We start from the raw sequence: 24,812 nt of genomic DNA, 5'->3' as shown, positions 1-24,812 counted from the left end.
GATTGAACCAGACATGCTCTAAATTCTTTTGTTTTCGTTTGTCTTGTCGGGAAAACCGGTTCCCACTTTTCCCTGACAAACTCTAGAGCAGTTCCGGCACAGGTGTGATGCGGGCAGAAACGAAGGGGAGGAAGGCATGAACCATATTGCGATCCTGGGGGCCGGGCAGGCCGGCTCGTCGCTGGCGGCAAAACTGCGCGGTCTCGGCTTCGGCGGGCGGATCACGCTGATCGGCGAGGAGGACACGCTGCCCTATCAGCGTCCGCCACTTTCCAAGAAATATCTGATGAAGGAAATGACGCTGGAGCAATTGCACCTGCGGCCCGAGCGCTTCTATGCCGACAACGACATTTCCCTGCATCTCGGCCGGAAGGTCGATGCCATCGATCCGGCCATGCGGCAGATCCGCTTCGGCGAAGAGCTGCTTTCCTACGACCAGCTGGCGCTGACGACAGGCGCGACGCCGCGCGCGCTTCCGGCGGCGCTCGGCGGCGACCTGCCCGGCGTCTATGTCGTGCGCAACCTTGCCGATGTCGACCGCATGGCTCCGGAGTTTGAGGCGGGGCGGCGTGTGCTGGTCGTCGGCGGCGGCTATATCGGGCTCGAGGCGGCGGCGGTGGCGGCCAAGCTTGGCCTCAAGGTGACGCTGATCGAGGCGGCGCCCCGAATCCTCCAGCGCGTCGCCGCGCCGGAAACGTCGGATTATTTCCGGGGTCTTCATGCCGGCAACGGCGTCGAGATCCTGGAAGGGGCAGGGCTTGCCGGGCTGTCGCGCGGGGAGGCGATCACGGTGGCACTGTCGGACGGTTCGCGCCGCGAGGTCGATTTCGTCATCGTCGGCATCGGCGTCGCGGCCAATGACGGGCTGGCGGCGGCGGCAGGCATTGCCTGTGACGGCGGCATTCTCGTCGATGCGCATGGGCGCACGAGTGATGCGGCCATCTGGGCGGCCGGCGACTGCGCGCGCCTGCCCTATCGCGGTCAGATGATCCGGCTGGAAAGCGTGCAGAACGCCATCGACCAGGCCGAAGCGGTTGCCGCCAACATGCTGGGCGCGGAGGCGGACTACGTGCCGAAGCCCTGGTTCTGGTCCGACCAGTACGACGTCAAGCTGCAGATCGCCGGGTTGAACATGGCTTTCGATCGCGTGGTGACGCGCCCCGGCGCAAGCGAGAAGGCGCGATCCCACTGGTATTACCGCGGCGACACGCTGCTCGCCGTCGACGCCATGAACGAACCGCGCAGCTACATGGTCGGCAAGCGCCTGATCGAGGCAGGCCGTTCGCCCCTGCCGGAACAGGTGGCCGACAGTGCCTTCGACCTGAAAAGCCTGATCTGATCTTTCCCACCGCGAAACGAGCAACGACGCCGGCGGCTCTGCTGCCGGCGTCATTCGTCGTTGACAAGCTGTCTGCGTGCTCTCATATATGAAGCATAGATTTAAATAAGAATTCTAAGGAGGAGGCATGCAAGACGACAGCGGACTGCTGGCTGGCTTGACCGTGGTCGACATGAGCCAGTTTCTCTCCGGTCCCTATTGCTCGCTGCGTCTTGCCGATCTCGGCGCGCGCGTCATCAAGGTCGAACGGCCGGACGGCGGCGACCTCTCCCGCCGGCTTTATCTCAGCGACACGGAAGTCGGTGGCGATTCCACGCTCTTCCATGCCATCAACCGCGGCAAGGAAAGCCTCGGCATCGACCTGAAGAACCCGGACGATCTCGCCTTCCTGCGTCGGCTGCTCGCCAAGGCCGACGTGCTCATCCAGAATTTCCGCCCTGGCGTCATCGAACGCCTCGGCCTCGACTACGAAGCGGTGAGGGCGATCAACCCCGCCATCGTCTATGCCTCGATCAGCGGCTATGGCGAGGAGGGGCCCTGGGTCATGCGGCCGGGGCAGGATCTCCTGGCGCAGGCGCGTTCCGGCCTGATGTGGCTGAACGGCGACGAGGCGCAGGGGCCGGTGCCCTTCGGCCTCGCAGTGGCCGACATGCTGGCCGGGGCCAATGCCTGCCAGGGCATTCTCGCCGCGCTGGTGCGGCGGGGCATCGCCGGCAAGGGCGCCCATATCCAGACCAGCCTGCTCGAAAGCCTCGTCGACTTCCAGTTCGAAGTCCTGACGACCCATCTTAACGACGGCGGTCGCCGGCCGAAACGCTCGGATTTCCGCAGTGCCCATGCCTATCTCTCCGCGCCCTATGGCGTATACCCTGCCAGGGACGGTTATCTCGCCATCGCCATGACGCCGCTCGGCCGCCTGCAGGATCTGCTGGGCATCGCGGCGCTCGCGCCCTATCGCGACGATGCCAAGGCCTGGTTCACGGAGCGCGACGCGATCAAGCGCATCATCGCCGCGCGCATCGGCGAGGAGACGGTCGAGTACTGGCTCTCGGTGCTGGAGCCGGCCGATATCTGGTGCGCCAAGGTGCTGGAATGGCCGGAGCTGCTGGCGAGCGAAGGCTTCCGCATTCTCGACATGCTGCAGACCGTGACACGCGAGGATGACGTTTCCATCGGCACGACACGCTGCCCGGTGCGGGTCGACGGCCGCCGTCCAGTGGGGGGAAGGGCGGCCCCGCGCATCGGCGAGCATACGGCCGGCATTCGGGCGGAGTTTTCCGCATGAGCAGCATCACCCTCAAGGGAATGACCTGGAGCCACCCGCGCGGCTACGACCCGATGGTGGCCTGCGCCGCGGACTGGCAGGCGGAGACCGGCGTCGCCGTCGAATGGGACAAGCGCTCCTTGCAGGATTTCGAGAGCTATCCGGTGGAGGAACTGGCGCGGCGCTATGACCTCATCGTCATCGACCATCCCCATGTCGGCCAGATCACGGCCGAGGGGTGCCTTGCGCCGCTGGACATTCCTGGCCGGGACGCCGCCCTCACGGCACTGGCGAAAGGCTCGGTCGGGGCGTCCTTCCCGAGCTACAACTGGCAGGCAAGGCAATGGGCCTTTCCCATAGATGCGGCGACTCAGGTGCTCGCCTATCGGCCTGACAGGCTTGCCGCGCCGCCGGTTTCCTGGGGTGAGGTGCTCGACCTTGCGCGACAAGGGGAGGTGCTGCTGCCGCTGCGCCCGCCCCATTCGCTGATGTGCCTCTTCACGCTTTGCGGCAATCTCGGCCGACCCTGTGGGGTGGAACGGGAAGGACCGTTCATCGATGCGGAGGCGGGTGTTGCGGCCATCGAGGCGATCCGCGAACTCGCCGCCCTGATCGATCCTGCCTGCGTTGCGATGGATCCCATCGCGGTGCTGGACCGTATGAGCGGCCCGGACGCACGCCACAGTCTGGCGCCACTGATCTATGGTTATGTCAGCTATAGTCTGGAGGGCTTCCGCCCCGGCCGCATCGCCTTTGCCGACATGCCCGTCATGGGGCAGGGCGGGCCGGTCGGCTCTGCGCTCGGCGGCACCGGCATTGCAGTCTCCGCCTTCTCCGTTCATCGGGAGGCGGCGTTCGATTTTGCCTACGCGGTTGCGGGCGGTGCGATACAGGCGGGCCGCTACTGGCGCGCCGGGGGTCAGCCGGGCCATGCGGCGGCCTGGGAAGATGAGGATGCCAATGCGGCGACGCTGGGCTTCTACCGCAACACGCGCCGCACGCTGGAAGGCGCATGGCTGCGACCGCGGCACAACGGCTACATGCCCTTCCAGGAGGCGGCGTCGCAACGCATCAATGCGGCCGTCACGGGCCGGGAGCCCGCGGCCAGGGCGGTCGCGGACCTCAATGCGCTGTTCCTGAAGAGCTTCAGCCCTCGGACTTGAAACCTGCCCCGGTCATTTCGGAGAGCTTGCGGGTCGTATCGACCAGAAGCTGGATCGTTGCGGAAATATCCGGCGCGCCGGGTGCGTTGATCAGCGTGATATAGGGCACGGTGAGCGAGGCGATGGCGGTGCCGTCCGCGCCGAGCACCGGGGCGGAAAGATTGATGACGCCGGCCGTCTGGGCGCTCGGCATCATCTCGTAGCCGCGGGTGCGGATGAGATCGAGCCGCGCCAGGAACTCCGCTGTCACGCGCCCGTCCGCGCCGCCTTCGCCGGTGTGCTCGGCGATCATGCGTGCGCGCTCCTCCGCCGTGTGGAAGGCGAGCAGGGCATGGCCGGACCCGGTGTCGAAAAGGCCGATGCGCGAGCCGACACGGATGGAGATGCCCCAATAGCCGGGCGCCTCCTGCTGGGCGATGACGACGGGATTGCCGCGGTCGAAGACGACGAGCTGGTTGGCCTGCCGCGAGGCCTCCGCCAGCTCGCGCATCAGCGGCACGGCGAAGGATACGAGGCGGCGCACCGGCGCGTGCAACTGGGCGAGGCCGAACAGCTTCAGCGTCAGCGAGAAGCGGTCGCCGTCGATGCGGGTGACGTAGCCGCGTTTCACCAGCCGGTCGAGCATGCGGTAGAATTCGTTCGGGCTGCGGTCGAGCCGCTTGGCGATTTCCGCCTGCGTGAGGCCGCCGTCGACGCCCGCCAGAAGCTCCAGGATATCGAGCCCCTTGTCCAGCGCCGGCGCGCGGTAGCGATCATTGTCTTCGTCCGACACTGGAGCCCTCTCTGGTAAATGACTAATTTCATATGCGCAGAAATGCCGACTGACAATCCCGCGGAGCTGAATTTCGCTTGACGACTTATGAATAGTTAGTTTGTATATGAAGGAAGCTCTTGCGGACAAGGGCTGGCGAGGAGCCAAACGGGAGGAGAAGATGTCGAGATTTCTAGCCGGCGTTGCCGCCGGCGCCATGATCTGCGCATGGGCCGGGTCTGCGCTTGCCGCCGATCTGCCGGGTAAGTTCGAGGGCGTCACCATCGATGCCAAACTCATCGGCGGTCAGCAGTATGAAGCGCTCTATGCGCGCATCGCCGAATGGGAGAAGGCGACCGGCGCGAAGGTGAACGTGCTTTCCAAGAAGAACCATTTCGAACTGGACAAGGAGATCAAGTCCGACATCGCGACCGGCAGTATCGGCTGGTGCGTCGGCTCGAACCATTCGTCCTTCGCCCCGCAATATCCCGATATCTACACCGACCTCTCGGCGCTGCTGCCGAAGGAGGAGATCGACGCCTTCGTGCCGGCCAACATCGCGTCCTCGACGCTCGCCGGCAAGCTGGTGATGCTGCCGCGCGCCCAGTTCGACGTCTCGGCGCTCTATTACCAGAAGAGCCTCTACCAGGACGAAGCCAAGAAGACGGCGTTCAAGGAGAAATACGGCTACGACCTCGCCCCGCCGGATACCTGGCAGCAGGTGACGGATCAGGCGATCTTCTTCGCCAGCCCGCCGGATTTCTACGGCACGCAATATGCCGGCAAGGAAGAGGCGATCAACGGCCGCTTCTACGAAATGCTGGTGGCCGAAGGCGGCGAATATCTCAATGCCGACGGCAAGCCGGCCTTCAACTCGGAAGCGGGCGTGCGCGCGCTCGACTGGTTCGTCAACCTCTACAAGGCGAAAGCCGTGCCGGCCGGCACGACGAACTACCTCTGGGACGATCTTGGCCAGGGCTTTGCCTCGGGCACCATCGCGGTCAATCTCGACTGGCCTGGCTGGGCGAGCTTCTTCAACGATCCGAAGTCGTCCAAGGTCGCCGGAAATGTCGGCGTGAAGGTGCAGCCGGCCGGTTCTTCCGGCAAGCGCACCGGCTGGTCGGGCCATCACGGCTTCTCGGTCACGGAAAGCTGCGCCAACAAGGAGGCGGCCGCCTCGCTCGTCTGGTTCCTCACCAACGAGGACAGCCAGAAGCTGGAATCCTCCGCCGGTCCGCTGCCGACGCGCACCGCCGTCTGGGATTACAATATCCAGCAGGCGGAAAACGATCCTTACCGCAAGGAGGTCCTGACGGCCTTCCAGGAAGCGGCCAAGCATGCCTTCGCCGTGCCGCAGACGCCGTCCTGGATCGAGATTTCCAACGCCGTCTACCCGGAGCTGCAGGCCGCCATCCTCGGCGACAAGACCTCCAAGGAGGCGCTGGACGCGGCCGCCGAGAAGGCGACGCAGATCCTGGAGGATGCGGGCGCGCTTTGAGGGCGCGTTTGCCTCCGCGTTCTCACCCTCTCCCCGCGCGCGGGGAGAGGGACTTGCACCACAGCTGACGATAGACTGAGAACAGGGAGTGGCCCGTTCCCTTCTCCCCGCTTGCGGGAGAAGATGGCCGACAGGCCGGACGCGCGCGCTTCCGTCAACACGCGAAGGACCGTATCCGCGGCCCTTCCAACGGCATGCCGCAATCACGAGGGAGGATGCATTCATGAAAGGCTGGAGGCCATCGGCGCCGTTTCTGCTGCTGTTGCCCGCCGTCGTGGTGCTCGCCGCCGTGGTCGTCGTGCCGCTCATCCTGTCGCTCTATTCGAGCTTCACGCCCTTCCGGCTGACCCAGCCCGCCTCGCTCTACACCTTCGCGGGCTTCCGCAACTATGCGCGCATCCTTGCCGATCTGGAGTTCTGGACGGCCTTCGGGCGCACCGTGCTGCTGCTCACCGTCGCGCTCAACGTGGAAATGCTGCTCGGCCTCGGCCTTGCCATGCTGGTGGAGAAGGCGACGCGCGGTCAGCGGCTGCTGCGCACCATCATGATGTTTCCGATGATGTTCTCGCCGATCCTCGTCGGCTTCCAGTTCAAGTTCATGTTCAACGACAATATCGGCCTCGTGAACAACGCGCTGCAGTCGCTTGGTCTCACCGACCAGGCCATCCCCTGGCTGATCGACGGCACGCTGGCCTTCGTCGCCATCCTGATCGCGGAAATCTGGTCCTCCACCTCGGTCTTCGCCATCCTCATCCTTGCCGGCCTGCTCGCCATGCCGAAGGAGCCCATCGAGGCGGCACGGGTCGATGGCTGCACGCCCTGGCAGACCTTCCGCTATGTCACCTGGCCCTTCATCATGCCCTTTGCCTATATCGCCATGACGATCCGCTCGCTCGACGTCGCAAGGGCCTATGACATCGTGAAGATCATGACGGACGGCGGCCCGGCCAAACGCACGGAACTGCTCTGGACGCTGGTCTCGCGCACCGCCTATTCGGATGCCCGCATGGGCCTTGCCAATGCCATGGCCTATGTGGCGATCCTGCTCTCCATCCTCTTCACCGTCTATTTCTTCCGCAAGCTTGCGGCAGCGCGCAGCCAGATCGCGGCGGAGTGGTGAGATGAACGACAACGCAAAAGCCCGCCTCAACGGCTTCCTTCTCTCCGCCGCCCACAAGATCGGCCTGTTCCTGGCGATGACGGTCATCTGCCTGCCGGGTCTGTGGATCGTGCTCGCCTCCTTCCGTCCGACGGTGGAGATCATGGCCAAGCCCCCCGTCTGGATGCCGCAGGATCTCTCCTTCGACGCCTATGTCGCCATGTTCTCCGGCGTCGGGCAGGGCGGCATTCCGGTCATCGATTATTTCCGCAACTCGCTGATTGTCTCCGTCACCTCGACGGCCATTGCGCTCGTCATCGGCATGGCCGGCGGCTATGCCTTCGCGCGCTTCCGCTTCAAGGCGAAGTCGTCGATCTTCCTCGGCCTGATGCTGACGCGCACGGTGCCCGGCATCGCGCTCTCGCTGCCGCTGTTCTTCGTCTATTCGCGGCTCGGTATCATCGATACGCATTTCGGGCTGATCCTCGCCTATGTCGCCCTCAACGTGCCCTTCACCATCTGGCTGATCGACGGCTTCTTCCGGCAGGTGCCGAAGGATCTGGCGGAGGCGGCGCAGATCGATGGCTGCACGCGCTGGCAGGCCTTCTGGCAGGTGGAGTTTCCGCTCGCCGGCCCCGGCATCGCCTCGGCGGGCATCTTCGCCTTCCTCACCTCCTGGAACGAGTTCGCGCTCGCTTCGCAGCTCACCCGCTCCGTCAATTCCAAGACCCTGCCCGTCGGCCTGCTCGACTACACCGCGGAATTCACCATCGACTGGCGGGGCATGTGCGCGCTTGCGGTGATCATGATCGTTCCCGCCCTCGTGCTGACCTTCGTGGTGCAGAAGCATCTCGTGTCCGGCCTCACCTCCGGCGCCGTCAAAGGATAGTCCATGGCAACCGTTTCGCTCGAAAACCTGGTCAAGCGCTATGGCGCGCTGGAGGTGGTGCACGGCATCGACCTCGAGGTCGCGGACCGCGAATTCATCGCGCTGGTCGGCCCGTCCGGCTGCGGCAAGTCGACGACGCTGCGCATGATCGCCGGGCTGGAGCCGATCTCCGGCGGCAATCTCAGGATTGGCGGCAAGATCGTCAACGACCTGCCGCCGCGGGCGCGTAACCTCGCCATGGTCTTCCAGTCCTATGCGCTTTATCCCCACATGACGGTGCGCGAGAACATGGGCTTCTCGCTGAAGATCGCCGGCATGACACCGGCCGAGATCGCCCCGCGCGTCGAGGAGGCCGCACGCACGCTCGACCTCACTCATCTCCTCGATCGCCGCCCCTCGCAGCTTTCCGGCGGCCAGCGCCAGCGCGTCGCCATGGGCCGCGCCATCGTGCGCGATCCCGATGTCTTCCTCTTCGACGAGCCGCTCTCCAATCTCGATGCGAAGCTCAGGACGCAGATGCGCGTCGAGATCAAGAAGCTGCATGCCAAGGTGCAATCGACGGTCATCTACGTCACCCACGACCAGGTGGAGGCGATGACGCTCGCCGACCGTATCGTCATCATGCGCGACGGCCATATCGAGCAGGTCGGCACGCCGGAGGACGTGTTCCAGCGCCCGCAGTCGAAATTCGTCGCCGGCTTCATCGGCTCGCCGCCGATGAACCTGAAGGATGCCGAGATTTCGGATGGCCACGTGGTCTTCGGGAATGGCGACCGCCTGCCGCTGCCCTCGCGTTTTCGCGAGCGCGTCTCGGCCGGTCAGAAGGTGACGTTCGGCCTGCGCCCGGACGATCTCTATCCCGCCGGCCATGGCCTTCATTCCGGTACGGATGCCGATGTGCAGAAAGTGGATTTGCCCGTCATCCTGACGGAACCGCTCGGTAACGAGACGCTGGTCTTCGCCGGTTTCGGCGGCGCGGAATGGGTCGGCCGGATGCTGAATCCGAAGCCGCTGCGAACGGGCGAGGCGTTGTCCTTCTGTTTCGACCTGTCGCAGGCCCATCTCTTCGATGGCGCGACCGGCAAGACGCTGCGGGGCTGACATGGCGCGGATCGAACGCATCGAACTGAAAATGGTCGACCTTCGCCCGAAGGTCGAGCGCACGGACGCCATCCAGAGCTTCGTGTCGCAGGAAACGCCGCTCGTCACCATCACCGACAGCGACGGCGCGGTCGGCATGGGCTACAGCTACACCATCGGCACCGGCGGCTCTTCCGTCATGCGCCTCCTTGCCGATCATCTCGTGCCGCGCCTTCTCGGCCGCGATGCCGACCGGATCGAGGCGATCTGGCACGAGCTGGAATTCGCCACCCATGCCACGACCATCGGCGCGATCACCTCGATTGCGCTCGCCGCCATCGATACCGCGCTCTGGGACCTCAGGGCCCGCCGCCAGAACCTGCCGCTGTGGAAGCTCGCCGGTGGAGCAAAGGATCGCTGCCCGCTCTATACGACCGAGGGCGGCTGGCTGCACATTCCGGTGGAGGCGCTGGTCGAGGATGCGCTGGAGGCGCAGGCGAGGGGCTTTTCCGGCTCGAAGGTGAAGATCGGCAAGCCGCATGGGTCCGAGGACTTCGCCCGCCTTGCCGCCGTGCGCAAGGCGGTGGGTGACGACTACGAGATCATGACCGACGCCAATCAGGGCTTTTCTGTCGACGAAGCGATCCGCCGCGCCGAGCGCCTGCGCGATCTCGATCTCGGCTGGATCGAGGAGCCGCTGCCGGCCGACGATATCGACGGTCATGTCCGCCTGAACAGGGCCACCGCCACCCCGGTCGCCATCGGCGAGTCGCTCTATTCCATCCGCCATTTCCGCGAATACATGCAGAAGGGCGCGTGCTCCATCGTGCAGGTCGATGCCGGCCGCATCGGCGGCATCACGCCCTGGCTGAAGGTCGCCCATGCGGCGGAAGCCTTCGACATGCCCGTCTGCCCGCATTTCCTGATGGAACTGCATGTCAGTCTCGCCTGTGCGGTGCAGAACGGCAAATATGTCGAATACATCCCCCAGCTCGACGACATCACCGCGACGAAAATGGTGGTCGAGAACGGCATGGCACTCGCCCCCACCGCGCCGGGCCTCGGTATCGACTGGGACTGGGATGCCATCCGCAGCCGCTCGATTCAAGAATTCGAGCGCGATTTCCGCAAGGGAGCATGACATGCAGCGCATCGGCATGGTGATCGGCATCCGGCCGGAGAAGATCGCGGAGTACAAGCGCCTGCACGCCGCCGTCTGGCCCGACGTGCTGGCGATGATCTCCGCCTGCAACATCCGGAACTATTCGATCTTTCTGAAGGAGCCCGAGAACCTGCTGTTCTCCTTCTTCGAATACCATGGCGACGACTATGCCGCCGACATGGCCAAAATGGCTGCCGACCCGAAGACGCAGGAATGGTGGTCTGTCTGCATGCCCTGCCAGGCGCCGCTGGAAACCCGCAAGGCGGGCGAATGGTGGGCCGGCATGGAGGAGGTGTTCTTCTATGCGTGAGGCTGTCGTCGCACGTCACCCCCCTCTGCCCTGCCGGGAGGCGCGCCATGCCGTTTGATCCGACGTCGCTCGCTCAATCCTGGCCGCTGCCGGCAAACCCGCGCCCGATCGTCACCTTCGGCGCAGGCTCCATCGTCGGCGATGCCCATTACCCCGCCTATCGCAAGGGCGGCTTCCCGATCGCCGGGCTTTACGACCCCGACCACGACAAGGCGAAGGCGCTGGCGGAGAAATGGGGTGTTACCGCCTATCGCACCGTCGAGGAGGCCGCCGCGGTCGAAGGCGCGGTCTTCGATCTTGCGACCCCGCCGGCCGCCCATGCAAGGGTGCTGTCGGCGCTGCCGGACGGTGCGGCGGCGTTGATCCAGAAACCGATGGGCGCGGACCTTGCCGCCGCGACGGAGATCCTGCAGCTCTGCCGGGCGAAGAACCTCACCGCCGCCGTCAATTTCCAGCTTCGCTTCGCGCCGATGCTGCTGGCGCTGAAGGATGCCATTGCCAGGGGCCTCCTCGGGGAGGTGGTCGATTTCGACGTCTATCTGGCGCTCGATACGCCCTGGCAGCTCTGGTCGTTCCTCGAAGGCCTGCCGCGCATCGAGATCGCCATGCATTCGATCCACTATCTCGATGCCATTCGCCAGATTCTCGGCGATCCCACCGGCGTGCACGCCAAATCCATCGGCCACCCGAACCATCGGATGGCGCAGACGCGCACCACGGCGATCCTCGATTATGGCGAGCGCGTGCGCTGCGCCCTCTCGATCAACCACGACCACCGGTTCGGCCGCCGGCATCAGGCCTGTGAATTCCGTGTTTCAGGCACCGAAGGCGCGGCCTATCTCCAGCTCGGCGTCAATCTCGACTATCCGCGCGGCGAGCCTGATATCCTCGAGATTTATCCGAGGGGCGGCGCGGGCTGGGTGCCCGTACCGTTGACGGGCACGTGGTTCCCCGACGCCTTTGTCGGCCGCATGGCGAACCTCCAGCGTGTCGTCTCCGGCGAGGATAGGGAACTGGTCTCCTCGGTAGAAGATGCCTGGGCGACGATGGCGCTGGTCGAGGCGGCCTATGCTTCGAGTGCTGCGCCCGCCACGCCCCTTGCCGAAAAGCCCTGAGGATCCAGGATGGAACAGACAAGATATTTCGAAGACTACGCGATCGGCGAGGGGCGGGTGACCAGCGGCAGGACGATCACCGAGACGGATTTCGTCGTCCATGCCGGCCATACCGGCGATTTCTTCCCGCACCACATGGATGCGGAATTCATGAAGACGCAGCCCTTCGGCCAGCGTATCGCCCATGGCACCATGGTCTTTTCCATCGGCGTCGGCCTTACCGCTAGCGTCATCAACCCTGCGGCCTTCTCCTATGGCTACGATCGCCTGCGCTTCGTGCGTCCCGTCTTCATCGGCGATACGATCCACACCCGCGTGACCATTACCGGCAAGGAGGACGATCCGAAGCGCGCGGAGGCCGGCCGGGTGATCGAGCGCACGGAAGTCGTCAACCAGAAGGGCGAGGTCGTGCTTGCCGCCGACCATATCTATATCGTTTCGCGCCGCCCCAGCGCCTGAGCCAAGGAGTTTTTCATGTCCCTTCCCCTTCAAGACAAGCGCGTCCTCATCACCGCCGCCGGCCAGGGCATCGGCCGTGCGAGCGTGCTCGCCTTCGCGAGAGCCGGCGCGAAGGTGCTGGCGACTGACATCAACGCTGCCGCGCTCGAAAGCCTGGCGGGGGAGGGGATCGAAACCCGTATCCTCGACGTTCTCGACGATGAGGCGGTGCAACAGGCCGTTGCTGAAGCCGGCCCCGTCGATGTGCTCTTCAACTGCGCCGGCTTCGTTCATGCCGGCACGATTCTCGAGATGGCCGACAGGGATCTCGACTTTGCTTTCGATCTCAACGTGCGCGCCATGGTGCGCATGATCCGCGCCGTGCTGCCCGCCATGCTGGAGCGGAAGGACGGGGCGATCATCAACATGGCCTCCGTCGCCTCCAGCCTGAAGGGCGTGCCGAACCGCGCCGCCTATACGATCACCAAGGCGGCCGTCGTCGGCCTCACCAAGTCGGTGGCGGCCGACTATGTGGGGCAGGGCATCCGCTGCAACTGCATCTGCCCCGGCACGGTGGAAAGCCCCTCGCTGCAGGATCGCCTGCGCGCGCAGGGCGACTACGAGACAGCGCGCGCCGCCTTCATCGCCCGCCAGCCGATCGGCCGCATCGGCTCGCCGGAGGAAATCGCCGATCTCGCCGTGCACCTTGCCGGCGCCACCTACACGACGGGCCAGGCCTACGCCATCGACGGCGGCTGGACCATCTGACACGCCATCGTCGCCGGTCGCCGGCGGCGCAACCGATCCCGTCCTGAACTGCCGGCGCAACCGGCGGCAGGGTTTCCTATTGCAAAGGCCGCGCCATGACCAAGATCACCAGCCTCCGCGCCATCGACCTGCGCTTCCCCACCTCGCAGAGCCTCGACGGCTCGGATGCGATGAATCCCGATCCTGACTATTCCGCTGCCTATGTGGTGCTCGGCACGGATCGTGACGGGCTGGAAGGCCATGGCCTCACCTTTACCATCGGCCGTGGCAACGAGATCTGCTGCGCTGCCATCACGGCGATGAAGCATCTCGTCGTCGGCCTCGATCTCGACGCCGTGCGGGAAAATCCCGGCCGCTTCTGGCGGCATGTCACGGGCGACAGCCAGTTGCGCTGGATCGGCCCGGACAAGGGGGCAATGCATCTTGCAACCGGTGCCGTCGTCAACGCCGTCTGGGACCTGCTCGCCAAGGAGGCCGGCAAGCCGGTCTGGCGGCTGGTGGCCGATATGAGCCCGGAAGAAATCCTCGCCATCGTCGATTTCCGCTATCTCACCGACGCACTGACGCCGGAGGAGGCCCTCGTCCTCCTGAAGAAGGCCGAGGCCGGCAAGGCAGAGCGCATCGCAACCCTCGAACGGGAAGGTTATGCCTGCTACACGACCTCGGCCGGCTGGCTCGGCTATGACGACGAGAAGCTGCGCCGCCTCTGCCGCGAAGCCGTCGAGGCGGGCTTCACCCATATCAAGATGAAGGTCGGCCGCGACCTTGAGGACGACCGCCGCCGGCTGAAGATCGCCCGCGAGGTGATCGGCGACGACCGCTACATGATGATCGACGCCAACCAGGTCTGGGAGGTGGGCGAGGCCATCGACTGGGTGAAGGCGCTCGCGCCCTACAAGCCCTTCTTCATCGAGGAGCCGACGAGCCCGGACGATATCGCCGGCCATAAGGCGATCCGCGAGGGCGTGTATCCGGTGAAGGTCGCGACCGGCGAAATGTGTCAGAACCGCATTGTTTTCAAGCAGATGATCGCCGGCGGAGCCATCGACATCGTGCAGATCGACGCCTGCCGCATGGGCGGCCTCAACGAGGTGCTGGCCGTCTTGCTGATGGCCGCGAAATTCGGCCTGCCGGTCTGGCCCCATGCCGGCGGCGTCGGCCTTTGCGAATATGTTCAGCATCTCTCGATGATCGACTACATCGCCGTTTCCGGTACGAAGGAAGGCCGCGTGATCGAATATGTCGACCATCTGCACGAGCACTTCATCGATCCCTGCCGCATCGAGAACGCCGCCTACATGCCGCCATCACTGCCGGGTTTCTCCATCGAGATGAAACCGGAATCGATTGCGGCCTACACCTTTTCGGGCGCGTGAAGGGCGCCGATAGCGCAGTCCCTCAGAAAGCGCGTCTCCGGCTTGTTTCGGCCAGAGGCGCGCTTGAAAACAGAATGTACCAATTTCATCAAAGTAATTTCATAAGTTTAATTATGGAACTCACGCAATTGAACCCGCCATTAAAGCGGGCAGCGCTTCAGCACCTGTTCGATGCGGCGTTTTGCATTCGTCAGCTCGAACTGCGTCGTATAGTGGAACGGTGCATCGACGGTTTCGAGATCGGCCCAACGGCGGCCGGACGTCAGGGCTTTCAACAGACGCGGCTGATCGGAAAAGCGGGTAAGCCGCTCGCCGGCACCGCCTTTGTCCAGCTTGATCACGGCCTTGTAGCTGCCGATGCCGAGGCGAACGCTGCGCACGTCGTCTTCCTCGCCGCCCGTCGTCTGGATGACGAAGACCGGCCCGGCCTTTTTCTCGCAGCGCACGATGTAGCAGGTGTTGCCCTCGCCGCCGTCGACATCCGGGCAGGTTCCGACGGCGCCGGCATTGTGGCCGGAAAGCGCGATCCATGGTCGCGGCTGTTCGGTTTCCTGGGCGAAGGCGGTGAGAGACGAGGCGCAGAGTGCGATCAGGGCGACTGTCGCGGCGCGTGTGCAGGCCATGCGATGATCCTCCGGAACGAGTGGGCCGCTTCGATACCCGGGGCAGCCGCAGTCCATGCTCTGCCAAACCGGGGCGATTGACAAGGGTGCGGCTCCCGGTTGCATCGGGTTCTTTGCCAGGCCCTGCCCATACGGGAATTGCGGAAAAACAGTTTACGCTGTCTGGTTGATAAAAAGTTGTATTCGGCAAGCTTAAGTTTAATGAATTCTTCAAGGAATACCCGACAAAAGAGTGGAACGTGCCCTCCTACAATCGAGAAGTTCCATGAAAAACATTCCCATTATCGGCAAATTCATCGTCATCATGGCGATTTTCGGCCTCTTCTCGCTGGCAGTCGCGATCTACGGCAGTGTGCAGGTCAAACATATCGATGCGGAGAACACCGCTCTGCTGGACAACGAGGCGAAGGCCTCGCTGATGATGGCGCGCTCCAACCGTGCGTTGCAGGCCGCACGCGGCGCCATCGGCGATCTGATGATCGCCCGCACCGCCGAGAACAATGCTGCTGCCATCGCCGAACTCAACGGTACCAAGGCGAAGTTCGAGGAATTCATGGGGCAGGCCATGGCCGCCATGCCGGCCAATCAAGCGCTCGCCGGGCTGAAGGCGGACGGCCTGAAGCTGCTCGACGATATCTGCGGCCCGGCGATCCGTCTCGCAGAGGCCGCGACGGTCTCGGCCGATATCGTCCGCTCGCAGGATGTCTTCACCGCCGATTGCCAGCCGCAGTTCAGCACGCTTGCCGCGCGCTTCACCACGGAAACCGATGCCGTCGTCGCCGAGGCAGACAGGAAGAGCCATGACCTCGAAGTGCTGACCGCCTCGACGGTCAAGGTCATGCTCGTTTCCGTCGTCATCGGCCTTACCGTCGTCATCGGTCTTGGCTATGTCGCGATCCGTGGCTGGCTGGTCCTGCCCATTCGCAAGCTCGAGGGCACGATGACGGTGCTGGCCGGCGGCGATCTCTCCGTCGGCGTCGATGGCACCGAGCGCAAGGACGAAGTCGGCGCTATGGCGCGCGCCGTACAGGTGTTCAAGGACGAGGGTCTGCGCGCTCGCGAACTCTCCCGCGATGCCGACGCCGCCCGCGAAGCCCGCGAGGCCGATCGCCTGCGCACCGCCGAAGCCGATCGGCAGCGCGCCGAAGCCATGGCCGCAGCGACCGGCGGCCTTGCCTCCGGCCTCACCCGCCTTTCGGCCGGCGATCTCACCGTCGCGCTTGAACAACCCTTCGCCACGGAATTCGAAGGCCTTCGCCGCGATTTCAACGCCGCCGTCACGCAACTGCGAGAAACGCTCGGCGCCGTCGCCGCCGCTACCGCGGCCATCGATTCCGGCTCGCGCGAATTGTCCGGCAGTGCGGACGACCTCTCCAAGCGCACGGAACAGCAGGCCGCCTCGCTGGAGGAGACCGCAGCGGCTCTCGATGAGATCACTGTCAACGTCTCCAACTCTTCCAACCGCACGGAAGAGGCCCGGTCCATGGCCGTTGCGGCAAACGAATCCGCCCGCCAGTCGGCGGTCGTGATGACCAAGGCCGTCGATGCCATGCAGCGCATCGAAGAATCCTCGACGCAGATCTCCAACATCATTTCCGTGATCGACGAGATCGCCTTCCAGACCAACCTCCTCGCCCTCAATGCCGGCGTGGAAGCGGCGCGCGCCGGGGAAGCCGGCAAGGGCTTTGCGGTCGTGGCGCAGGAGGTGCGTGAACTGGCCCAGCGTTCGGCCAAGGCGGCCAAGGAAATCAAGGAACTGATCCGCCACTCCGAGGAGGAAGTGCAGAGCGGCGTCCAGCTCGTCAGCGCCACGGGCGAAGCGCTTCAGGCCATCGAGCAGCGTGTTGCCGCCATCAACGGCCAACTCGACGCGATCGCCACCTCGGCGAAGGAACAGTCGGTCGGCCTTTCGCAGGTCAATGTCGCCGTCAATCAGATGGACCAGGTCACGCAGCAGAACGCCGCCATGGTGGAAGAAGCCAACGCGGCCAGCAGCTCGCTGGCGATCGAGGCGGACCGTCTGCGCCAGCTGATCGGCCGCTTCCAGCTTGGCGCGGCGCCCGCTGCCGGCCGCCCGGCTGCCGTTTCGCACGCTTCGGCGCCGGCCCCCTCCCCGGCCCGGCGCATGGTGAACAAGCTCGTCGCCACCTTCGGCGGCGGCGCCGCAGCGGTGAAGCAGGACGACTGGCAGGAGTTCTGAGACCGCTAATCCACCGGAAGGAAGCCGGGCGCTGGAAAGCGCCCGGCTTTTCGTTGATCTCCCCCTCCCCTCCCCTCCCCCACCGCGTCGCGTGAGCAGGCATATCCTGCCCGCGGGAGTGGTGTGGCGGGCCATATTCAACGATTTCGGAAAGGTCATATTCACCTTTCCTGCATTGCGCTGAAGCGACGGAAGAGCAAAAAGGAGCGCTCTGCGCTTGATGCGCGGAGACCCCCGCCCATGATGGCGGCGGGGAACGATCGCCGGCCGGGGAGTATGTCCCATCGCGAAATCCAAGTCGAACAGCGCCGTTCTCGAAATCCAGTACGGCGCCCTGCCCTATCGCTTTACCGACACTGGCGGGATTGAAATCCTGCTCGTGACATCGCGCAGCCGCCGGCGCTGGATTCTGCCGAAGGGCTTGCCCGTGGAAGGGCTGGAACCATCGGAAGCGGCGGCCCGCGAAGCCTTCGAGGAAGCCGGCGTGCGCGGCACCGTGCGCAGCGAACCCATCGGCCGTTTCACCTATGACAGACGTGTCGACGAGGATGGACGATCGATCTCCTGCGAGGTCGCGGTCTATCCGCTCGAAGTGGTGCGGCAGCACCAGATCTGGCCGGCGGTCTGGCAGCGCGAGACCCGCTGGCTTGCGCCAGGCGAGGCCGCCGCGCTCATCGGTGATGCCGGCCTGAAACCGTTGCTGCAGGCCTTTGCCGCGAAAATGACCGCCCGGCGCCGCCCGGCCAGTCGCCGGACACAGGCCTGACGCTTCTTCCGGCTGTCGGATGCGGGCCGTTTGGCCCCTCCCCTCCCCCGAAGACGGATTCGCCCACGGCGAATGTTGCAAAATCATCGCCGCCGCGCTCGCTTCCTCCTATTCCATCGATTTCATTGCTTATAGAAGATGCTAGGCCCCTCCCCTGCCCTTCGGAGTAGGGGAGGGCCGGCTCCTCCGCGCGAATTGGGTTGCGCCCCGCTGTCGCCGCATTCTGTTGGTTGTTGGCGGCTTTCGAGAGAAAGGATTTGCCTTGCTTCCCATTCGTCACACCGCTGCGCTTGCAGCCACCGTCCTCGCCCTTCTCGCCGCCGGCTGCCAGAAGGAAAAGGAACCCGAAGCGGCAGCGACCGTCGAACCCGGCATCTGCAAGCGGGAAGCCGCCGACGCGCTTGTCGGCAAGGACAAGATCACCGATGCCGAGGCCATGCAATTGACGGGCGCGACGATCGTGCGCCAGATCAAGCCCGGCGACGGGGTGACGATGGATCTGCGCCAGGAGCGCGTGACCATCGAAACCGACCCGGCCACGGGAAAGATCACCCGCGCCATGTGCGGCTGATCGCCGTTATCCTGATCGCTGCGACGGGGAGGAAAGGTCCGGAGAGGACCTTTCCTCCCCGTTTTCGTTATGCCCCCTGCCCCCATATTTCGCGCGTTGAACGCGTCCGGCGAATCGCGGCAACCCCTGATGACGCGGAAGGAGGGCAATGGAGCCGGCCCTTCCGCGCCTGGAACAGGTCCGGCAAGAAAAGGCCCGGTCCTGCAAGAAGCAAAAGGAAAGGACGTTTCGCCTTTCAAGGAACGGCGAGGCGCCCCGAACCGCAAAGGACGCCCATCATGATCATCACCCGCCTGAGCAAGACCGCTCTCGTTGCCGCTATCGCCTTCTTCGCCTCACTGGTGGCCTTCGGCAACATCACCGACTACGGCACGAATTTCGCCTTCGTCATGCATGTCTTCGCGATGGACACCATCTTCCCCGATGCGACGATCACCTATCGCGCCATCACGAGCCCCCTCCTCCAGAACCTTGGCTATATCGCCATCATCGCGGCTGAAACGCTGACCGCGGTGCTGTGCTGGGTCGGCGCCTTCGTCATGCTGCGCCAGCGCAAGGCCGGCGCCGCCGTCTTCAACCGCGCCAAGGGGCTTTCCATTGCCGGCCTGACGCTCGGCTTCCTCGTCTGGCAGGTGGGCTTCATGTCCGTCGGCGGCGAGTGGTTCGGCATGTGGATGTCGAAGACCTGGAACGGCGTGCCCGATGCCTTCCGCTTCTTCATCACCATCATCGCCGTGCTGATCTATGTCGTTCTGCCGGACGGCGAACTCGACGGCCGCTAAGACCTCCGCTCCTCCCCTGCCCTCGCCGGGGCGGAGCATTTTCCCACACCTCTTTGTTTTATTTAATGAATCGTAAATTTCGCTGGAATGCCGGGCTCGTCGTGGCCGGCCTCATTGCGCCGTTTCTCTTTCCTGCGGCCTGCCGGGCATCAATAGGGCCAGCAAGGCTGAGGCCACCGCCGCGCCTGCCATGACGAGATAGGCCGGCAGGAAGGATCCCGTGGCCGTCTTCAGCATCCCACCCAGCACGTTGCCGAGAATACCGCCAAGGCCGAGTGCGATGTTGCCGAAGGCGAAGACCAGTGCGGCGCTTCCCGCCCCGAACATCTGGCCGATATAGGCCGGCACCAGCCCGAAGATTGCATAGAACGAAAGACCGAAGGCGACCGCGGCGAGGGTGAGGCGCAGGTTCGCTCCGCTGCCTCCGACCGTGATCAGGGCCTGGCAGGCGCCGGCGAGAACGAGATAGGTCACGACCATGCCCCAGCGCAGCGTGATGCGGTCGGCCAGCGCACCCACGGCAAAGCCGCTCACCATGCCGACAAGGCCGATGATGCGCCAGGCCCACGCCGCCGTCTCCGCGGGATAACCCGCCTCCCCTTGCAGGAAGGCCGACAGATAGGTCTGGAACGGCATGCAGGCGAGACCATTGAGAAACATCATCAGCAGGACGGCTGCCGTCAGTCCTGACGGCATGGCACGCAGCCGGGCGCGGACGGAAGGCCCAGAGGCTTCCGCCGCAGACCGGGCGGTGGCAAGACCGCGCAACCGCCAGAAGCCGGCAAGGGCAAGCAGGGTGGCGAGCACGCCCGTTACCAGCCAGAGCATGCGCCATCCGCCGGGTCCCGCAAGGCCAGTCAGGAGCAGGCTGTTGAGGAAGACACCGTAGCTCGTGCCCGATGACATCAGGCCCAGCGCCTTGCCCTGATGGGTCTCTGGGATGAGCTGCCGGGCCACGTCCACCATCGGTACCCAGATCGCCGCCGCGCAGCCACCGAGCAGTGTCAGCAGCGCGGCCATGACGACGACGTCGGGCGCAAGCGACAGGCCCACCAGACAAAGAGCGCAGAGGGCGATGGCGCCGAGGATCGTCGGCAGGGCACCGATGCGCAGCGTCGCAAATCCGGCCAGGAGCGCGGAAATCATGAAGCCGGCTTGCACCAGGCCGGACACCACGCCCATTGCGCCATAGGAAAAGCCGATATCTGCGCGTATCGGCTCGATCATCGCCGGAAAGAGATAGAGACCGAAGCCATAGGTCGCCGCAATGAAGGCGGTGAAAAGCAGGGTGATTTCCAAACCGCGACGGGAACCGGAAGCCATCGTGAGGGGCCTTTGATCGAAACATCCAGGCATGGCCTTCGCGATCCGCTGCCAAGGCTGCGCCTAGCCCTAGGCAAGCCGCTGTGTCCCGACAAACGAATCCTGTTGCCGTTCGATTTAGGCTGGCTAAACTCAAGCCATGTCTCTGCCTGTCTCCTCCCTGCCCTGCGCGCATTTGTCGAAGTCGGCCGCCATGGCAGCGTCAAGGGCGCGGCCGGCGAACTCGGCGTGACACCTGGCGCAGTGAGCCAGCAGATCAAGATGCTGGAGGGCCAGCTCGGCGTCAGCCTTTTCGAACGGGGTAACCGTGAAATTCGGCTGACGCGGGAAGGGCTGCTGCTCTACGGCAACCTCGCGCCCGGCTTCCGCCAGATCGACGACGCTCTCCACGCCTTTACCGAGCGGCGGCCGGGGCCGGACACGCTCGTCGTCAGCACGACGCCCTCTTTCGCCGCCTGCTGGCTCGCCGAACGCATCGGCCGCTTCACGCGTGTCCATCCGGGCATCGAACTGCGTCTCGAAACCTCCGAGCAGGTCATGGACCTCAGAGCCATGGGCATCGACCTTGCCATCCGTCACGGTTCCGGCCGCTGGCCCTCGCTCGAGGTCACGCCCCTCTTTCCGACGCGCCTCGTCATGGTCGCCGCGCCCGGGATCCTTCTCGATGGCCCTCTCGCCATGCCGGAGGATTGCCTGCGCTATCCCCTCCTCCATGATCGTAACCGGGCGGACTGGCTCACCTGGCTTTCGGCCCGGGGCGTCATGCCGCCACGTGGCGCGCTTAAGGGATTGAGCTATGCCGACGACGCCCTGCTGATTCAGGCTGCCGCTGCCGGCCAGGGCCTTGCTCTCGTTCGCGATGTCTCCGCCTTCGATGATCTCGCCGTGGGAAAGGTCGTCTTGGCGACACAGGCGACCGTGCCCCTCCCCGACGGGTACTTCGTCGTTACACGTCCGCAAAGTGCCCGCACGCGCAAGGTGGAGATTTTTCGTCGCTGGCTTCTGACCGAAGCGGAAGCGATGATGCGCGGCATGGCGACGTGGCCGGAGAATGGTGCCGAGGGCAGTTGACGGAGATGGGCTGCGTTGACAGCTGTCAACGGCCCTCACCCGGCGACGGGCGCATAACCGCGGCGTAGCTTTTGAGCTGTCAGTCGCGCGGCGGCACGAAGGGCCTCGGCAGCATCCGTCTTCTCCTCGCAACGGCGCTGGCAGGATACGCCGATGCGACCCCACTCCCGGATCAAGAGAACGGTGCCGAAGAGATCGCGTGTTATCGTCAGGCGATAGAATCGCTTCATGTTGCGCGCGGCATCGCGACGCTCGAAATGACTTGACCGTGTTTCATCCATACGGAGAAGATCGCCGGGTCGGCGAATCCTGTCCAACGACTTTATTGAATCGATGGCGGTTGATCGATTCACTGTGCTGATGGGTCGCAAGGTGCGTTGACAGCTGTCAACGACCGACTCCGAGCCCCTCATTTTCCAGCCTTCTGCAGGTTGTGCATAGATTTTACGGTGGCCGAAAAGGGCTTGACGCGACTCGGACCTTGCCCCACCGTTCCTAACGGAATGCGGCGAAGATTGTTTAAATCGCCGTTACTGCCGAAAGCTTCTGTAGATTTCGTCGCCTCCGCATATCCCAGGCGAAGAGAATCGCGCAGAGAATAGGCAAGGCGGTCTGCCACGCACATGAGGCGCGGGCGGGCCGGCAAGACTGGAGAAGAGTGGATGGCCCTGCCGTCGGAGACAAGCATGGTAGAGGAAGCGCCGATCCTTCGTCCGGCGGACGAAACCATTGCCGAGGATGCACAGGCCCTGTCCGTGCAACTGAAGGCGATGCGCGACCGGCTGTTCCCGCCGACGTCGCGCAAGACGTTGCGCAGCTTCACGTCGGGCGAAGCCGCGCGGCTGATCGGCGTTTCAGACGGCTACCTGCGGCAGATCTCGCTGGCCGGCGAAGGGCCGGACCTGCCGACCGGTCCCGGCGGGCGTCGCATGTATTCGCTCGCCGATATCGATGCGCTGCGTCATCACCTGGCCGAGCAGGCCCGCACCAAGGGCAACGCCGCCAAGGCGCGCTCCTATGTGAAATGGCGTGATGCTTCGCGTGGTGAGCACCTGCAGGTCATCTCCGTCACCAACTTCAAGGGCGGTTCGGGCAAGACGACGTCGACCGTGCATCTCGCCCAGCATCTCGCCATGACCGGCCACCGGGTGCTGGCGATCGACCTCGATCCGCAGGCCTCGCTCTCGGCGCTGTTCGGCTACCAGCCGGAACTCGATCTTGCCGGCAATGACACGGTCTATGGTGCCATCCGCTACGATGCGGAAGTCCGCCCGCTCGCCGACATCGTGCGCAAGACCTATTTTCACAATCTCGATCTCGTGCCGGGCAATCTGGAACTGCAGGAGTTCGAACATGCGACGCCGCGCGCGCTCGCCGAACGCCGGCCGGGCGATCCGCACGGCCTGTTCTTCACGCGCGTGCAGACGGCGCTCGCCTCGGTCGCCGACAATTACGACGTGGTCGTCATCGATTGCCCGCCGCAGCTTGGCTACCTTACGCTCTCGGCGCTCTGCGCCTCCACCTCCGTCATCGTCACCGTGCATCCGCAGATGCTGGACGTCGCTTCGATGAGCCAGTTCCTGTTCATGACGTCCGACCTGCTCGGTGTGGTGCGGGAGGCGGGCGGCCAGCTCAATTTCGACTTCCTGCGCTACCTCGTCACCCGCTACGAGCCGCATGACGGGCCGCAGGCGCAGATCGTCGGCTTCCTGCGGTCGCTCTTCGGCAACCGCGTGCTGACATCGCCCATGCTGAAATCCACCGCCGTCTCGGATGCCGGCCTTACCAAGCAGACGCTCTACGAGGTCGGTCGGGAAAACTTCTCGCGCGGCACCTATGACCGGGCGATGGATTCGCTTGAAGCCGTCAACAACGAGATCGAACAGCTCATTCATACCGCATGGGGGCGCACATGATGGCGAGCCGCGACCGCAAGAACTCGATCAAGGCGCTGTTCGGCGGCGACATCCTGCCTGCTACCAATGAGCCCGCGGCGGAGATCAGGTCCATACCGGCGGCGAACGAGCCGGCCGGCGGCCCGACGCGTGCGTCTTCCGGCGCGGTCAAGGCCATGGGCCTGACGCTTTCCTCCATCACCCGGGAGGCCGAAGAGGCGCGGGTGCTGCGCCAGGCGCTGCAGGAAGGCGAGCGCATCGTTTCGCTCGATACCGACAAGATCGACGCCTCCTTCGTCAACGATCGTCTCAGCGATGAGGAGCGGGACGACCCGGACTTCCTGGTGTTGGTGGAAAGCATGCGCGAAAGCGGCCAGCAGGTGCCGATCCTCGTGCGCCCCGCGCCGAAGGACGGAGCGGACGAGGGGAGGGAGCGCTATCAGGTCGCCTATGGCCACCGCCGTCTCAGGGCTGCCCGTCGTCTCGGTCAGCCGGTCAAGGCGATCATCAAGACCCTCAGCGACGATGAACTGGTGCTGGCGCAGGGCAAGGAAAATGCCGAGCGACGCAATCTCAGCTTCATCGAGCGTGCCCTCTTTGCCCATACGCTGGTCGGGCGCGGCTTCGAGCGGAAACTCGTCTGCGATGCGCTGGCGGTGCAGAAGAGCGAGCTGTCGCGTCTCCTGCAGGTGGCGGAGGCCGTGCCCTCCCGCTTCGTGCGCGATATCGGCCCGGCGCCCAAGGCCGGCCGTGAACGCTGGATGGCGCTCGGTGCGCTCTTCCAGAACGGCAATGGCGTGGAAATCGAAAAAGCCGAGGATGAGACGTCCGGCGAGCGCTTCCGCAATGCGCCGAGCGACGAGCGTTTCCAGATGCTCTTCGACCGGCTGATGCGCCGCACGGCGAAGACAGCGCCCGAGAGCGAGGCTCTGACGCGCCCGGACGGCGGGGTCTTCGCCAGGATCGAACGCAAGGGCAAGGCGGTCCGCATTGCCTTCACGCCGGATGTGGATTCTGCCTTCATCGATGCGCTGACGGCGCGCATGAAGGACGACTATGCAGCCTTCCTTGCCGCTGGAAACGGCGCAAAGACGGGGAAGAGCTGAGCGGAAAGTTGTGTGATTCGGCTGCGTGAGCGGCCGGTGAACGCCTGAGAAACCAGCGAAAGGACACGCGGAGACAAGAAAAAAGGCCCCCAAAACGTCACCATTTCGGAAGCCCTCTTCTATGTAGCAATTCGAGAGAATCACTTCCAACAGTCAAAGTCAAGAGTCGTCCGACACCCGTGTCGTGCGAGCGTTGAACTTCGTCTGCCAAAAGCATGTCGCG

General features: G+C 64.6%; 24 protein-coding genes. 20 read left to right on the top strand and 4 right to left on the bottom strand.

All coding sequences use genetic code 11. The features are described from left to right. Positions 1–136: 136 nt before the first annotated feature. The 3 genes from V8U06_RS21295 (at position 137) to V8U06_RS21285 (ending at position 3,766) form a co-directional block, all read left to right on the top strand. Entirely contained in the window at positions 137–1,339 is a 1,203-nt protein-coding gene (locus V8U06_RS21295; RefSeq protein ID WP_427142399.1) for an NAD(P)/FAD-dependent oxidoreductase, read from the top strand. A 127-nt stretch (positions 1,340–1,466) separates the two neighbouring features. Next, the gene (locus V8U06_RS21290) at positions 1,467–2,624 is read left to right on the top strand and encodes a CaiB/BaiF CoA transferase family protein (RefSeq protein WP_427142398.1); all 1,158 of its coding nucleotides are present in this window, start codon (positions 1,467–1,469) and stop codon (positions 2,622–2,624) included. Further along, positions 2,621–3,766, top strand: a complete 1,146-nt coding sequence (locus V8U06_RS21285; protein WP_427142397.1) for an extracellular solute-binding protein — start codon at positions 2,621–2,623, stop codon at positions 3,764–3,766. Before V8U06_RS21290 ends, V8U06_RS21285 begins: the two co-directional genes overlap by 4 nt. Here V8U06_RS21285 and V8U06_RS21280 read toward each other — a convergent pair. Next, entirely contained in the window at positions 3,750–4,538 is a 789-nt protein-coding gene (locus tag V8U06_RS21280) for an IclR family transcriptional regulator (protein ID WP_427142396.1), read from the bottom strand. The genes V8U06_RS21285 and V8U06_RS21280 overlap by 17 nt on opposite strands. A gap of 160 nt (positions 4,539–4,698) precedes the next feature. Between V8U06_RS21280 and V8U06_RS21275 the strand changes: the two genes are divergently transcribed. The 10 genes from V8U06_RS21275 to V8U06_RS21230 all read left to right on the top strand — a co-directional run bounded on the left by V8U06_RS21275 (position 4,699) and on the right by V8U06_RS21230 (position 14,252). Beyond that, positions 4,699–6,015, top strand: coding sequence for a sugar ABC transporter substrate-binding protein (locus V8U06_RS21275; protein ID WP_427142395.1), 1,317 nt, complete (start codon positions 4,699–4,701; stop codon positions 6,013–6,015). Positions 6,016–6,238: 223 nt separating this feature from the next. Then, on the top strand, positions 6,239–7,135 hold the full coding sequence (locus tag V8U06_RS21270; RefSeq protein ID WP_226923039.1) for a carbohydrate ABC transporter permease: 897 nt from the start codon (positions 6,239–6,241) through the stop codon (positions 7,133–7,135). A 1-nt stretch (position 7,136) separates the two neighbouring features. Then, positions 7,137–8,003, top strand: coding sequence for a carbohydrate ABC transporter permease (locus V8U06_RS21265; protein ID WP_427142394.1), 867 nt, complete (start codon positions 7,137–7,139; stop codon positions 8,001–8,003). 3 nt (positions 8,004–8,006) lie between these two features. Further along, a complete protein-coding gene (locus tag V8U06_RS21260) occupies positions 8,007–9,104 on the top strand; it encodes an ABC transporter ATP-binding protein (protein WP_427142393.1) in 1,098 nt (365 codons plus the stop codon). A gap of 1 nt (position 9,105) precedes the next feature. Beyond that, a complete protein-coding gene (locus V8U06_RS21255; RefSeq protein ID WP_427142392.1) occupies positions 9,106–10,224 on the top strand; it encodes a mandelate racemase/muconate lactonizing enzyme family protein in 1,119 nt (372 codons plus the stop codon). Between the two features lies 1 nt (position 10,225). Further along, complete coding sequence (locus V8U06_RS21250; RefSeq protein ID WP_427142391.1) at positions 10,226–10,555, top strand: L-rhamnose mutarotase; 330 nt, start codon at positions 10,226–10,228, stop codon at positions 10,553–10,555. A 47-nt stretch (positions 10,556–10,602) separates the two neighbouring features. Continuing rightward, entirely contained in the window at positions 10,603–11,670 is a 1,068-nt protein-coding gene (locus V8U06_RS21245) for a Gfo/Idh/MocA family protein (protein WP_427142390.1), read from the top strand. A gap of 9 nt (positions 11,671–11,679) precedes the next feature. Continuing rightward, positions 11,680–12,129: a MaoC/PaaZ C-terminal domain-containing protein gene (locus V8U06_RS21240; protein WP_427142389.1), complete on the top strand. Its 450-nt coding sequence runs from the start codon at positions 11,680–11,682 to the stop codon at positions 12,127–12,129. Between the two features lie 15 nt (positions 12,130–12,144). After that, entirely contained in the window at positions 12,145–12,876 is a 732-nt protein-coding gene (locus tag V8U06_RS21235) for an SDR family oxidoreductase (RefSeq protein ID WP_427142388.1), read from the top strand. Positions 12,877–12,971: 95 nt separating this feature from the next. Continuing rightward, positions 12,972–14,252, top strand: coding sequence for an L-fuconate dehydratase (locus tag V8U06_RS21230; RefSeq protein WP_427142387.1), 1,281 nt, complete (start codon positions 12,972–12,974; stop codon positions 14,250–14,252). Positions 14,253–14,392: 140 nt separating this feature from the next. Here the strand turns inward: V8U06_RS21230 and V8U06_RS21225 are convergent, their stop codons facing one another. Continuing rightward, positions 14,393–14,875, bottom strand: coding sequence for a hypothetical protein (locus V8U06_RS21225; RefSeq protein ID WP_427142386.1), 483 nt, complete (start codon positions 14,873–14,875; stop codon positions 14,393–14,395). 265 nt (positions 14,876–15,140) lie between these two features. Between V8U06_RS21225 and V8U06_RS21220 the strand changes: the two genes are divergently transcribed. The 4 genes from V8U06_RS21220 to V8U06_RS21205 all read left to right on the top strand — a co-directional run bounded on the left by V8U06_RS21220 (position 15,141) and on the right by V8U06_RS21205 (position 19,194). Next, positions 15,141–17,075, top strand: a complete 1,935-nt coding sequence (locus V8U06_RS21220) for a methyl-accepting chemotaxis protein (protein WP_427142385.1) — start codon at positions 15,141–15,143, stop codon at positions 17,073–17,075. 283 nt (positions 17,076–17,358) lie between these two features. Further along, positions 17,359–17,841, top strand: coding sequence for an NUDIX hydrolase (locus tag V8U06_RS21215; RefSeq protein WP_427142452.1), 483 nt, complete (start codon positions 17,359–17,361; stop codon positions 17,839–17,841). Positions 17,842–18,103: 262 nt separating this feature from the next. Beyond that, positions 18,104–18,412 (top strand): I78 family peptidase inhibitor, encoded by a 309-nt coding sequence (locus tag V8U06_RS21210; RefSeq protein ID WP_427142384.1) that lies wholly within the window; start codon positions 18,104–18,106, stop codon positions 18,410–18,412. A 278-nt stretch (positions 18,413–18,690) separates the two neighbouring features. Then, positions 18,691–19,194 (top strand): DUF2165 family protein, encoded by a 504-nt coding sequence (locus tag V8U06_RS21205; RefSeq protein WP_427142383.1) that lies wholly within the window; start codon positions 18,691–18,693, stop codon positions 19,192–19,194. 111 nt (positions 19,195–19,305) lie between these two features. On the opposite strand, the gene V8U06_RS21200 is transcribed toward V8U06_RS21205, so the two are convergent. Continuing rightward, entirely contained in the window at positions 19,306–20,517 is a 1,212-nt protein-coding gene (locus V8U06_RS21200) for an MFS transporter (protein ID WP_427142382.1), read from the bottom strand. A 105-nt stretch (positions 20,518–20,622) separates the two neighbouring features. Between V8U06_RS21200 and V8U06_RS21195 the strand changes: the two genes are divergently transcribed. Further along, complete coding sequence (locus tag V8U06_RS21195; RefSeq protein WP_427142451.1) at positions 20,623–21,588, top strand: LysR substrate-binding domain-containing protein; 966 nt, start codon at positions 20,623–20,625, stop codon at positions 21,586–21,588. A 35-nt stretch (positions 21,589–21,623) separates the two neighbouring features. On the opposite strand, the gene V8U06_RS21190 is transcribed toward V8U06_RS21195, so the two are convergent. Then, positions 21,624–21,869, bottom strand: coding sequence for a WGR domain-containing protein (locus V8U06_RS21190; RefSeq protein ID WP_226923025.1), 246 nt, complete (start codon positions 21,867–21,869; stop codon positions 21,624–21,626). Between the two features lie 381 nt (positions 21,870–22,250). Here V8U06_RS21190 and repA point away from each other — a divergent pair, with 381 nt between their 5' ends. Both repA and repB read left to right on the top strand, forming a co-directional pair. Then, entirely contained in the window at positions 22,251–23,504 is a 1,254-nt protein-coding gene (gene repA, locus V8U06_RS21185; RefSeq protein WP_427142381.1) for a plasmid partitioning protein RepA, read from the top strand. After that, positions 23,504–24,589, top strand: coding sequence for a plasmid partitioning protein RepB (gene repB / locus V8U06_RS21180; RefSeq protein WP_427142450.1), 1,086 nt, complete (start codon positions 23,504–23,506; stop codon positions 24,587–24,589). The genes repA and repB overlap by 1 nt, the downstream gene beginning before the upstream one ends. Positions 24,590–24,812 lie beyond the last annotated feature (223 nt).

The organism is Shinella sp. G-2 (assembly GCF_050172695.1).
Lineage (GTDB): Bacteria > Pseudomonadota > Alphaproteobacteria > Rhizobiales > Rhizobiaceae > Shinella.
This window is presented reverse-complemented; position numbering and strand designations above follow the sequence as displayed.